Consider the following 12,958-nt stretch of genomic DNA (forward strand, 5'->3'; position numbering starts at 1 on the left):
ACGTGCAAACGTAGTGGAGGGAACGAAATCGATTCTGAAGAAGCGTAGCGTTCGCCTTTATCACTGTATTTTCACATCTGAATAATAGAATAAAGAAAATACAGGGATAACAGCGATCGAAAGAACGATTCGTACCCGTAACGGCCACTTTGCAGAACATTGAGCACTTGAGTGTATGAACCGCCACCACCCTACAGGATTTCACCGGGAGGAACCTTCTTTTGTTTGACAACAAGGAAACGTTCAAGAGTATTTTTAGACGCAATCTGGTCAGCAAATTGGGCAAACCATTAGCAGAAGCAACGCAGGAGGATGTCTATCACGTACTTGGAAGCATGATCCGCGAATATGCGGGTCAAGATTGGGCGGCGTCGAATCAGGGGTTTAAGCAGCGCCAGGATAAACAGGTCTATTACTTCTCGCTGGAATTCCTGATTGGACGTCTGCTCGGCAACAACCTGTTAAATGTAAATGAATTGGAACTCGTTCGTGACAGTCTGGCTGAATTGGGTTTCTCTTTGGAAGAAGTGGAAGAACAGGAAGCGGACGCAGGGCTCGGCAACGGAGGTCTGGGAAGACTCGCGGCCTGTTTTCTGGATTCACTGGCTTCCCTTGGCTATGCAGGACATGGATGCGGAATCCGATATAAATATGGCTTGTTTGAGCAAAAAATTATTAACGGCAATCAGGTGGAATTACCCGATAATTGGCTTGAGAAGGGCAATGAATGGGAAGTGCGCCGCCCGGACAAAAAGGTGGAAGTGCAGTTCTGGGGCCGTGTGGAGGCTTATGAACAGGATGGGCATTATCAATTTGTCACGAAGGATGCCGAATCAGTTGTAGCTGTACCATATGATGTGCCTGTGATTGGTTATGGCCAGCCCCATGTAAACACCTTGCGATTGTGGAGTGCGGAGCCCAAGCGGGAGACTTCGCTCGATACCCCTTCGAACTATTACGGATATCTGGATTATAGCCGTTCGGTAGAATCGATCTCGGAGTTCTTGTACCCGGATGATTCCCAATACGAGGGCAAGCTGCTCCGTCTGAAACAGCAATATTTCATGTGCTCGGCAGGCGTACAGAGTGCTTTGCGTACATTTAATAAGCTGGAGCTTTCGTATGATCGATTGCCGGATAAAGTGGCGTTCCATATCAACGATACGCATCCAACACTCGTGATTCCCGAACTGATGCGCATTCTGATCGATGTCAAAGGCTACGGATGGGATGAAGCATGGGATATTACGACCCGCACCGTATCATATACCAACCATACAACGCTAAGTGAGGCGCTTGAAAAGTGGCCTGTAGCCATGATCAGCAAGCTGCTGCCGCGCATTTACATGATTATTGAAGAGATAAACAAACGCTTCTGTGGCATGCTGCTCGAACGTTATCCCGGAGACCAGGATCGTATCCAGCATTTGGCGATTGTTGCGAATGATCAGGTGCGGATGGCTCATCTGGCGATTGTGGGCAGTCATAGCGTCAACGGTGTCGCGGCATTGCATACCGAAATATTGAAGGAACGGGAGATGGCTCCGTTCTATGCACTATATCCCGAGCGCTTCAATAACAAAACCAATGGCATTACCCATCGCCGCTGGCTGATGCATGCCAATCCGAAGCTGTCGAATCTGATCACAGATACGATTGGAAGTGAGTGGATTAGGGAGCCGGGCAGACTGAATGAGCTGGTAGGCGTTGCAGAGGATGCTTCATTCCAGCAGCAGTTCCATTCCATTAAACGTAACAATAAGGAGCGATTGGCCACGTACATCCTGGATCATACCGGAAAGGCGGTCAATCCGGATTCTATCTTTGACGTACAGGTGAAAAGGCTGCATGGGTACAAACGGCAGCTGCTGAACATTCTGCATGTTATGCATTTGTATAACCGTCTCAAGAGCGATGCTTCGTTTGATATCGTGCCACGTACGTTCATTTTTGGAGCAAAGGCAGCGCCGAGTTATTATTTTGCCAAAAAAATTATCAAATTGATTAACACGGTGGCAGATACGGTTAATCGCGATGCGGCCGTGAAAGATCGCCTGCAGGTATTTTTCCTGGAAAACTACTCGGTTTCTCTTGCCGAGAAAATCATTCCTGCCGCGGACGTCAGCGAACAGATTTCAACCGCAGGTAAGGAAGCCTCCGGTACGGGGAACATGAAGTTTATGATGAACGGTGCGTTAACTATTGGTACCATGGACGGCGCGAATGTCGAGATGGCAGAGCAGGTTGGTCAAGACAATATGTTTATCTTTGGTTTGAGTGCAGACGAGGTGCTTGAATATTACCGATCCGGCAGTTATCGGCCGAATGAGATTGTACAGCAGGATGAGCGAATTCGTGAGGTCGTGGAGCAGCTGGTACACCCGGGAGTGTTCTGTGAGCGTGATGGTGAATTCTGGGATATCTATGACTCCTTGCTGGCCCATGGTGACGAGTACTTTGTGTTACGTGACTTTGCTGCCTATGCCGATGCGCATGCTGCCATTGATTCGGCCTACCGCGATGTAACGGGTTGGACACGCAAGTCGGTCCTGAATACGGCTCAATCCGGCATTTTCTCCAGTGATCGGACCATTAGTGAATATGCGACTGATATCTGGGGCATTCATCCGGTGTCCGGACACTGGAAAGGGTAAATAAGTATTGATTAAAAATGAAAGCCCCTTGTACACTAGGTGGATATCTGTTGGGTTCATATACCTTGATCAGAGATCACTCCTTATTGCACAAGGGGATTTTTGTATGAATCAGCCGACTGGTCGTGACACACTTTGTGCGTTATCGCGCCGCTTTTCACGACGAAGGATGATCGGAACCATGATCACTGCAGCGATCACCAACAACGGAGCTAGTAAACCAGCGATGGGTAACGCCGATGCGCCATTCGCTGAGAAGACGCTCAAGTCCCAGAACCCGTGCAGGAATATGGAGGCCACGAGTGATCCGGTAGACCGCCGAGCAAGATAGAAGATCGAACCAAGGCCGAAAGCGATGACTACCTGGAACAAGGCACCCGCTCCGATGCCCCAGAACATGTTTGGCAGGTGGAAGACTGCGAACAACGCTGTTGAGAGCAGCCAGACCCCGGTTTCGCCGAATCGGCTGCGCAGAGCAACGACTAACTGACCTCGGTTGATCATCTCCTCATTGAAGCCAACCATGATACTGCCGAAAATGAGATACAGCCACATGAGGGGGGTGACACGGCTGAAATCGCCGGTCAGCATGTTCACGATCGCGATGACCATCATGATGATCGGCAGAGTCATTGTCCATCGAGAAAGACGCCGCCTTTCAACCAGGCTAGGACGCCACCAACCGTAGATCGTGACCATTGTGATGGTCAGCACCGCACCGCCGGACAGCGGTGCTATATACCAGAGAAGAAGGGTCCGCTCACTCTCACCCACTCGCGTGTAGTCGATGCCGTTGAGCAAAAAGATCGCGTAGAAAACTGCGCTGTAGAGGAAATATGTGAGAACTGCCCATCCAACGCGGGGACGAACCCGAAGGGCAGGGTCCAAAGTTTCTTGCAGCTTGTCCCTATTAATTGACATGATAAACACTCCCACTATACATTAATATTTTTTCATTTGCTCTTGTTTTTTTAAGATTTTAACTTCGATTGAGTCAAGATATAGTCCCGCTAAGTCTTTGGAAACAGTGCCGACAGCTGCCTCATTTACAATTCTAGTTGCCCAAGTTAAATAGAAGCTAACGAAATGGATAAAAACCAGCTAAATTTTCACTGCTGTAGTTTAGGTTCTGTTTAGGTAACGATGTGGTATAAAGGATGAGGCAGACAGTTGAAGAGCTTGCTCTAGTAAAAAACATATTATATTTCCTCTCTTGACGAACAGCATGGAAAATGACAAAAAATGTACTGAAGCCTAGCTATTTTCCCATTGAAATTCCTGGCGGTTTATATGCCGGGTTCACGGTGGATGTATGGAACTCCACGCCTGAGCAGCTGGACATGAAGATCTATATCCCTTTAAAATAGACCTTACCGCTCCGCGGGAAAAAAGGTCGGAGGAATTCAGACAATGAACGAACGTTCGTGGCTCCACTCCAGGTGGATGCTCACAATCGTCGCATGTATGGCATTGTTATATGTGTTGATTATGGGTAACTTGCTCTTTGTCAGCGGGAGAACGCCTGGCGTGAATTATCAATATAATCTGGTACCATTAGAGACAATCAAGCCTCTTCTTTTTCAGAAGAACAGATACCATACGGAAGCCTGGGTGAAGAATCTGTTCGGGAACATTGTTTTGTTCATCCCGCTTGGGATATGGATTCCCTGGTTATTCCGCAGGTGCCGAAAGTTTTTACCATTTACAGGTATTGTCGTCTTACTTTTGTTAGCTGTTGAGATTATGCAATTGATTACCCGTGTTGGTTCGTTTGATGTCGATGACATTATTTTGAATACAGTGGGTGCCTGGATTGGATACATAGGGTTTGCCTTATTCATCTTCTCACAGAGAAGGACTCGAAAATGAACTGCGAATAGCAGTTAATGATTGGGTCTTTTTGTGTTCATGGATCTTTTCTGTTTATAAGAGGGACATTTCGGATAAAACATACTAACGGGTTATATAGTAAAGAGTGATGAAAGCGAGGTGGTCTATATCGTTTGGTGGAAAGAGAGTGTGGTGTACCAGATCTATCCCAACAGCTTCAAAGATTCGGATGGGGACGGTCAGGGTGACTTGCAGGGGATATATGACAAGCTCGATTATTTGACTGATCTGGGCGTGGATGTAATTTGGATTTGTCCAATCTACGATTCACCTGGTCATGATAACGGATACGATATCCGTGATTATTACTCCATTTTACGTAAGTATGGCACGATGGAGGATTTTGACCGTTTGCTGGCTGAGGCGCACAAACGCGGTCTCAAGATCATGATGGATCTGGTGCTGAATCATACGTCGGATGAACATGCGTGGTTTGCCGAGTCACGTTCATCGAAAGTGAACCCGAAACGGGACTATTATATTTGGCGTTCAGGCAAAAATGGTCAGGTTCCAAACAACTGGGAGTCCTACTTTGGGGGTTCTGTGTGGAAGCTTGATCCGGAGACGAATGAATATTATTTGCATCTCTATACAGAACACCAGCCTGACCTGAATTGGAACAATCCACAGATGGCAGAAGAGATGTATGAGATGGTGCATTGGTGGTTGCAAAAGGGTGTGGATGGTTTCCGTTTCGATGCGGTGGCGCATATCGGCAAGGCGGAGGGGTTACCCAGCGCACATAATCCGGATAATCTGCCGGTCGTTCCTGCGTACCAGCTTTTTTCCAACCTCGAGCAGGTGCATTCGATTCTGAATAAACTTAATGACATGATCCTGAAGCCGTATGGTCCAATGACTGTTGGAGAGACTTCCGGGCTTGGACCGGAACAGGCGCTGGCCTATGTTGGGACAGATCGGAATGAGCTCAATATGGTGTTCCAGTTTGAGCATATGTTTGTGGACGCTCAATCATCTGGAATCGGCAAATGGAACTATCGAGAGTGGAAGCTGCCCGAGCTGAAAGAAATTATGAGCCGCTGGCAAACCGTGCTGCATGACAGAGGCTGGAATGCCAATTATATGGGCAATCATGACCAGCCGCGTCCGGTATCCCGTTTCGGTGATGATGGAAAGTACAGGGTGCGCTCTGCCCAGATGCTGGCTACTTGGATGCTCACCCTTGAGGGTACGCCTTACATTTATCAAGGGGAAGAAATCGGCATGACCAATGTTGCTTTCCCTAATATTGAGGATTATCGGGATATTGAAACGATGAATTATTATCGGCAGCATATTGGACAAGGGCGAGCGAAACATGAAGTCATGCAAGCGATCTGGCGCAAGAGTCGTGATAATGCCCGTACACCGATGCAGTGGGATGATACGAAACATGCCGGATTTACCGATGGTGAGCCATGGATTCAGGTGAATGCGAATTATCCTGAGATTAATGTGGAGGATGCCGAACGTGATCCCCAGTCCATTTTGCATTATTACCGTAAACTAATCGCTCTTCGCAAACAACATAAAGTACTTATCTATGGGGAATACGAGCTGCTTTTGCCCAATGATCCCGATATTTATGCCTATACCCGGACGCTGGATGATGAGCAGATGCTTGTTATTCTGAATTTCCGTGAACATGAGCCTGAGATGCAATGGCCTGAGGGTTGGAACGATGAAAATGCCAAGACGGTCATTAGCAATGTCAGCAGACGATATTCCACCGATAAGGGTGCGATACTTCTTCAGCCATATGAAGCACGGGTTTATCGAATGCAGAGATGAGACATCATTTTGCTTTGGCGAAGAGTTTTGAATTATAATATGGGTTGAAAATCAAACCAAACGAACGCATATGTCAGGAGGATACCAAGTTGTTGAATATTACTTACCACGGACACTCCAGTGTACAACTGGGCACAGAAGAGAAGTCGTTGATCATTGATCCTTTCCTGCGTGGCAATGAACTTGCTGTCACCAAACCGGAAGACATCAAGACCGATGCCGTTTTACTGACACATGCACATATGGATCACATTTTGGATGCTGAACCCATCGCCAAGGCTAACAATGCTAAGGTGGTTGCGATTGTGGAACTGGCTACATATATGTCATGGAAAGGCCTGGACACCCTTGGCATGAACATGGGTGGAACGGTGGATCTTGGCTTTGCGCAAGCCAAAATGATTCAGGCTTTCCATACGTCCGGTATCGTACTGGAAGAGGAACAACGGATTATGTACGCAGGATTGCCTGCAGGATATATTATTAACATTGGTGGCAAAACCATTTTGCATGCCGGAGATACTAGTCTGTTCGGTGATATGAAAATGATTGGTGACCGCCATGATATCGACGTAGCACTATTGCCTATTGGTGGACATTTCACCATGGGACCGGAAGATGCTCTGCAGGCCGCTGAATGGTTCAATGCCAAGCTGACAATTCCAGTGCATTATGATACGTTCCCGGTGATTCGTCAGGATGCCGAGAAGTTTGTGGAGCAGCTTGCTTCCAAAGGTCTGGAAGGCCGTGTGCTGGCACCGGGGCAATCCCTTACCCTGTAATGCTCTATTAATCACTGTTCAGTCATAAAAGGTATACAAAGCTAAAGACGAATATCACGTCAAGATAACTGACGTGATATTCGTCTTTTTCGGTTTCAAGTTCAATTTAGTACTCCATAGTTGGTCTGAATGACAAAAACCGTGAAATTCCATTGTTGAAGTTCATGCTCAAATGTTATAAAAAATTACACGGAAACCAAATGGAAATCCGAATTGACCTAAAAACAGGGGGAGCGTTCATGTCATTCGTGAAATCATTGTTTTTTCAAATTATTGTAGCGGTTATCATCGGGATTGGTGTAGGCATTCTGTGGCCTGATCTGGGTAGTCTGCTGCAGCCGCTCGGAACAGGTTTTATCAAGTTGATCAAAATGATCATTGCTCCATTAATCTTTATGGTTATCGTGACAGGCATTGCCAAAATCGGTGATCTGAAATCGGTTGGACGCATTGGATTCAAAGCCATTCTGTGGTTTGAAATCGCAACGACGGTTGCCCTCGTCCTTGGACTTGGCACAGCCAATCTGCTTCGTCCGGGTGCAAGCATGAATGTGGACCCCTCGACCCTTGATGCAAGTGGCATCGAAGCCAAAACCAATGGCTCTGAACTGCCGCATGTGGTCGACTTTATTATGAATATTATTCCAACAAGTGTTGTAGATGCTTTTGCACAAAATGCATTGTTGCAAGTGCTGCTCGTTGCCTGTTTGTTTGGGGTAGCCTTGGCAGCAACGGAAAGTAAGGCGAAGGAGAATGTGCTGACGTTGATTGAAAATGTATTGGGAATCTTGTTCCGCATTATTGGGTACATTATGAAACTGGCACCAATCGGAGCATTCGGCGCCATGGCGTACACGGTTGGAGCGTATGGGGCATCCACACTCTCCTCCTTCGGTTTGCTGATTATTGCCTGTTACGGAGCAGCGTTACTGTTTCTGGTGATGCTTGCACTGGCTGCCTGGTGGATCACAGGGCTGAACTTTCTGCAATTTGTAAAATATACACGTTCCGAAGTGATGCTTGCGATTGGTACAGGTTCCTCGGAAGTCGTTATGCCCCGCATGATGGACAAGTTGACCAAGGCAGGATGTGACCGTGCTGTCGTCGGTCTCGTTGTCCCGACAGGGTACTCGTTCAATCTGGACGGAGCCTCGATCTACCTATCGCTAGCGACGGTTTTTCTGGCTCAGGCGGTTGGCATTGATCTGACACTGGGACAAGAGATTACGATTTTACTGGTGTTAATGCTTAGCTCCAAAGGTATGGCGGGTGTACCTGGCTCCGCATTCCTTGCTCTGTCTGCTACAGCTGCAGCCCTGAATGCATTCCCAGTAGCGGCTGTTGCCTTACTGCTAGGTGCAGACCGCTTCATGGATACCATGAGAGTATTCACGAATTTGATGGGCAACTGTGTTGCGGCATTTGTCGTGGCGAAATGGGAAGGGCTGTTGGACCAAAAACGTATGCGGGCGGTGCTTTCCGGGGAGATTAGTGCAGAAGAGCTGGAGAGAGAAGAACAAGCATCCTTGTCCTCGGTGAAGTTGAACAAAAGGGAACAGGGAAAAGGAATGGTTTCAACGGACATACTGTAAGAAACAGGAATTAAACGAGATCCGTATGAATTTTTAACTCATCATATCTTTGAATATGAACCGTCTGTTTACCCGCATGAAATCATGGGATAACAGACGGTTTTTTCGTTTAAGATACAGATATCATGGAGTTCTCGAACGCAAGCTTCAAAATAATTGTTACAGAGGAATCATTAATGGGGAATGTGTAGAAGAGGAAAAAGATAGCATATTGAAGTTTCAACTTGTATATACATGTTTAGTTATGTAATATATAAATGGAGTTAGGCCAAGAGAACCACATAAGCAATACAATTTATTGGAGGCGTTAACATGAGTTCAACCAACACAACTTCATCATCGTGGTGGAAGACTTCCACGGTGTATCAGGTATATCCCAAGAGTTTCAACGATACAACTGGATCGGGTACCGGAGACATTCGGGGATTGACCGAAAAGCTGGATTACTTGCAACATCTCGGTATTGATATCGTGTGGCTGCAGCCCGTATATGTCTCTCCACAGCATGATAACGGTTATGACGTAGCGGACTATTATCGGATTAATCCTGATTTTGGTACGATGGAAGATTTTGACGAACTGCTTAAAGGTCTGAAGGCACGTGACATGAAGCTGATGATTGATATCGTGGTGAATCACTCTTCTACGGATCATGAGTGGTTCCAGCAATCACGTTCTTCCAAGGATAACCCATATCGCGATTATTATATTTGGAAAGACCCTGCTCCGGATGGTGGTGTGCCGAATAACTGGCAATCCAAGTTCGGCGGACCTGCATGGCAGTATGATGAGCAGACAGGACAATATTTCCTAACGTTGTTTGACAAAACACAGGCTGATTTGAATTGGGAGAACGAGCAGGTACGTAAGGCAGTACGGGACATGATCAAGTTCTGGGCGGAGAAGGGTGTAGATGGTTTCCGTATGGACGTCATCAATCTGATCTCCAAGGACCAGCGTTTCCCCGACGATGATGGTAGCGTTTCCCCAGGCGACGGACGTAAGTTCTACACCGACGGACCACGTGTGCATGAGTACATTACAGAGATGTATGAAGAGGTGTTTGGACCACACAATATGGTAACGGTTGGGGAGATGTCCTCCACTACGCTGGAGCATTGCATCAAATATTCGAACCCTGCTTCCCGGGAATTCTCCATGACGTTTAACTTCCACCATCTGAAAGTGGATTATCCGAATGGACAGAAGTGGGAACTGATGCCTTACGATTTTGAAGCGATGAAACAACTGTTTAGTGAGTGGCAGACAGGTATGCAGGCAGGTGGGGGATGGAATGCGTTGTTCTTGAACAACCATGATCAACCGCGGGCGTTGTCTCGTTTCGCTGATGATGGAAATTATCGTGCTGAGAGTGCCAAAATGCTCGCTACGACCATTCATGGCATGCAGGGAACACCTTACGTATACCAAGGTGAAGAGATCGGGATGCCGAATCCAGTCTGGAATGACGTTAGCGAGTTCCGTGATATTGAATCGACCAATATGTACCGACTGCTTCAGGAAGAACGGGGCAAATCCGCCGAGGAAGCATTCCAAATTGTGAAAGAGCGTTCACGGGATAATTCCCGTACACCGATGCAATGGGATGGAAGCGAAAATGCCGGATTTACAACGGGTACACCGTGGATCAAAGTGGACGAACGATATCCGTCGATTCATGTGGCCCAGCAGATGGCTGACCCGAATTCGATCTATTATCATTATCGCAAGCTGATTGCTCTGCGCAAACAGGTTGGTGTGCTGACCGACGGTCTGTATGAACGTTTGGACGATGCACACCCAGACGTATTCGCATATGCGCGGACCAATGGAAGCGAGACGCTGCTTGTGGTATCCAACTTCAGCAAGCGGGACGTAAAATTTGCTTTCTCTGAAGCCGTCTGGAATGACCACATTGCGGGTAAATCCGCAGAGCTGCTGATTGGCAATACGGAAGTATCGCCTGCACTTGAGCAAGAAATCTCCCTGAGCCCGTATTCATCCTATATGTGGCTTGTACCGCAACAGGACTAATTCACATTATATAAATGGGAAGTGACAATATGGCAATTGATAAAAAACAGGTTGAGGAGATCGTTCGCGCGGTCGGCGGCAAAGATAATATTGAAGCTGCAACGCATTGTGTCACACGCCTCCGGTTCGCCCTATACGACGAAAGTAAAGTAGATACGGAAAGTCTGGAACAGAACGATCTGGTCAAAGGCCAGTTCTCCTCACAAGGACAATTCCAGGTGGTCATCGGACCTGGGCTTGTGGATAAAGTGTATGATGAAATGATTCAGATTACCGGGGGCGAACGTGCTTCCAAGGATGACGTGAAGGCTGTTGCGGGTAAAAAGCAAAACCCGATTCAGCGTGCGATCAAAACGCTATCGGACATTTTCATCCCGATCCTGCCAGCCATCATCACGGCCGGTCTCTTGCTCGGTATTAATAACATTCTGACAGGACCAGGCATATTCTTTGATGGAAAATCACTGGTGGATGTATATCCGGCATGGAAGGATCTTGCATCTATTATTAATACCATTGCGAGCACAGCCTTTACCTTCCTGCCTGCGTTAATTGGTTGGTCCGCTGTAACAAGGTTCGGCGGCAGTCCGTTGCTCGGGATTGTACTTGGTCTGATCCTGGTTCATCCCGATCTGCTGAGTGCTTATGGCTACGCCAATGCAGTCAACGAAGGCACCGTGCCTACGTGGAATCTGTTCGGCTGGCATATTGAGAAGATCGGTTATCAGGGGCAGGTTCTGCCGGTATTGGTATCCGCATATCTGCTTGCTAAGCTGGAGATTTTCCTGAACAAAAGGGTGCATGATTCGATCAAACTGCTTGTAGTTGCACCTGTCACTTTATTGATTACCGGATTCCTAGCATTTACAATCATTGGTCCAGTTACATTTGCCATTGCGAATGGAATTACATCCGGCTTGATCTATATTTACGATTCATATGCGGCTCTGGGCGGTCTGATCTACGGTGGACTGTACGCATTGCTCGTTATTACAGGAATGCACCATACGTTCCTAGCGGTAGACGTACAGCTGATTGGTAGCCAAGGCGGAACGTTCCTGTGGCCGATGCTGGCACTGTCCAATATCGCGCAAGGTTCTGCCGCACTTGCTATGATGCTCGTGCTTCGTGAGAAGAAAATGAGAGGACTTGCGGCAACTTCATCCGTTTCAGCCTTCCTCGGGGTAACCGAGCCGGCGATCTTTGGGGTGAATATCCGTTATCGTTATCCGTTTATCTTCGGTATGGTCGGTTCTGCGATCGGCGGTGTACTGCTTACGATGAATAATGTTCAGGCAACCTCTATCGGTGTAGGTGGCGTACCTGGATTCTTGTCCATTTTCCCGAACAAATGGGGAGTATTCTTCATCGGTATGGCGATTGTACTGGTTGTTCCGTTCGTACTGACTGTTATTTTCGGAAGAGCGAAGTTGAGAAAAGAAGACCGCAACGCAGATCAAGCTACTGTAGCTGGTGGTCAAACAACTTCAGCGAAATCAGCTTCTAGCACAACTACAACAAATGCAGTTGCAGAGCCACGCACACGCAGTGCTGCTCAGGTGGCGGATGAGCCTGTGAATACACTGGAAATCATGGCACCATTAACAGGTAAAGCTGTTCCGCTTGAACAAGTACCTGACCCGGCGTTTGCAGAGAAGCAAATGGGTGAAGGGGTTGCCATTGAACCTTCTGGCAATCAGGTTGTTGCCCCGTTTGATGCTCAGGTTGCCCATGTCATCAAGAGCAAACATGCTGTCATTCTTGAGCACGCGAGTGGCTTGCAGATTCTGATTCATGTCGGGATTAATACGGTATCGCTCAAAGGCGAAGGTTTTAACATGCATGTTGAAACTGGAGAGAAGGTAAGAGCCGGGCAAACGTTGCTTGAATTCGACCGTAAAGTGATTGAAGCTGCGGGATATCCGCTCATAACGCCAATCATTATTCCAGATGGTCAGGACATGGTTGATCGGGTGGAGGTCACTACAGGTGATGTTACATCCAATCAGAACGGTGTGCTTAAGGTTCATTTGAAAGGTTAAGTTTACGAACAAATGGGGAGCTGCGATATTCGCAGCTTCTTTTTTCATCTTGATACCGAGATCAAGCTGAACGCATACCAATTTGTATGGGTTTACTCTTTATGGATTTCGTTTTTTTTATTGGTTACGTGGTAAACTGTATCTAGGATACATGTGGCAAAATCTCATGTTTG

Annotated in this window: 9 protein-coding genes; 8 read left to right on the forward strand and 1 reads right to left on the reverse strand. The window is 47.2% G+C overall.

Going from position 1 to position 12,958, the window contains the following annotated elements; all coding sequences use genetic code 11:
• Nucleotides 1-221 precede the first annotated feature (221 nt).
• The gene (locus BLS14_RS02955) at nucleotides 222-2,654 is read left to right on the forward strand and encodes a glycogen/starch/alpha-glucan phosphorylase (RefSeq protein WP_090949433.1); all 2,433 of its coding nucleotides are present in this window, start codon (nucleotides 222-224) and stop codon (nucleotides 2,652-2,654) included.
• A gap of 111 nt (nucleotides 2,655-2,765) precedes the next feature.
• Here the strand turns inward: BLS14_RS02955 and BLS14_RS02960 are convergent, their stop codons facing one another.
• Nucleotides 2,766-3,575: a CPBP family intramembrane glutamic endopeptidase gene (locus BLS14_RS02960; RefSeq protein WP_090949435.1), complete on the reverse strand. Its 810-nt coding sequence runs from the start codon at nucleotides 3,573-3,575 to the stop codon at nucleotides 2,766-2,768.
• 311 nt (nucleotides 3,576-3,886) lie between these two features.
• Between BLS14_RS02960 and BLS14_RS33000 the strand changes: the two genes are divergently transcribed.
• The 7 genes from BLS14_RS33000 (at nucleotide 3,887) to treP (ending at nucleotide 12,785) form a co-directional block, all read left to right on the forward strand.
• On the forward strand, nucleotides 3,887-4,021 hold the full coding sequence (locus tag BLS14_RS33000; RefSeq protein ID WP_256336131.1) for a hypothetical protein: 135 nt from the start codon (nucleotides 3,887-3,889) through the stop codon (nucleotides 4,019-4,021).
• A 43-nt stretch (nucleotides 4,022-4,064) separates the two neighbouring features.
• The gene (locus tag BLS14_RS02965; protein ID WP_090949437.1) at nucleotides 4,065-4,523 is read left to right on the forward strand and encodes a VanZ family protein; all 459 of its coding nucleotides are present in this window, start codon (nucleotides 4,065-4,067) and stop codon (nucleotides 4,521-4,523) included.
• Nucleotides 4,524-4,643: 120 nt separating this feature from the next.
• Nucleotides 4,644-6,335: a glycoside hydrolase family 13 protein gene (locus BLS14_RS02970; protein WP_063563388.1), complete on the forward strand. Its 1,692-nt coding sequence runs from the start codon at nucleotides 4,644-4,646 to the stop codon at nucleotides 6,333-6,335.
• A gap of 89 nt (nucleotides 6,336-6,424) precedes the next feature.
• Nucleotides 6,425-7,117: a metal-dependent hydrolase gene (locus BLS14_RS02975; protein WP_063563389.1), complete on the forward strand. Its 693-nt coding sequence runs from the start codon at nucleotides 6,425-6,427 to the stop codon at nucleotides 7,115-7,117.
• Nucleotides 7,118-7,356: 239 nt separating this feature from the next.
• A complete protein-coding gene (gene dctA, locus BLS14_RS02980) occupies nucleotides 7,357-8,709 on the forward strand; it encodes a C4-dicarboxylate transporter DctA (protein WP_072732559.1) in 1,353 nt (450 codons plus the stop codon).
• A gap of 312 nt (nucleotides 8,710-9,021) precedes the next feature.
• Complete coding sequence (gene treC / locus BLS14_RS02985) at nucleotides 9,022-10,743, forward strand: alpha,alpha-phosphotrehalase (RefSeq protein WP_090949440.1); 1,722 nt, start codon at nucleotides 9,022-9,024, stop codon at nucleotides 10,741-10,743.
• Nucleotides 10,744-10,772: 29 nt separating this feature from the next.
• Entirely contained in the window at nucleotides 10,773-12,785 is a 2,013-nt protein-coding gene (treP, locus tag BLS14_RS02990) for a PTS system trehalose-specific EIIBC component (protein WP_090805761.1), read from the forward strand.
• Nucleotides 12,786-12,958: the final 173 nt, after the last annotated feature.

This window comes from Paenibacillus sp. OK060, assembly GCF_900101205.1.
GTDB lineage: Bacteria > Bacillota > Bacilli > Paenibacillales > Paenibacillaceae > Paenibacillus > Paenibacillus marchantiae.

What these genes read in the sequence shown, in the direction of transcription:
- BLS14_RS02960 (WP_090949435.1), bottom strand. Translation starts at nt 3,575, where the DNA reads ATGTCAATTAATAGGGACAAGCTGCAAGAAACTTTGGACCCTGCCCTT.
- BLS14_RS33000 (WP_256336131.1), top strand. Translation starts at nt 3,887, where the DNA reads ATGACAAAAAATGTACTGAAGCCTAGCTATTTTCCCATTGAAATTCCT.
- BLS14_RS02965 (WP_090949437.1), top strand. Translation starts at nt 4,065, where the DNA reads ATGAACGAACGTTCGTGGCTCCACTCCAGGTGGATGCTCACAATCGTC.
- dctA (WP_072732559.1), top strand. Translation starts at nt 7,357, where the DNA reads ATGTCATTCGTGAAATCATTGTTTTTTCAAATTATTGTAGCGGTTATC.
- treC (WP_090949440.1), top strand. Translation starts at nt 9,022, where the DNA reads ATGAGTTCAACCAACACAACTTCATCATCGTGGTGGAAGACTTCCACG.
- treP (WP_090805761.1), top strand. Translation starts at nt 10,773, where the DNA reads ATGGCAATTGATAAAAAACAGGTTGAGGAGATCGTTCGCGCGGTCGGC.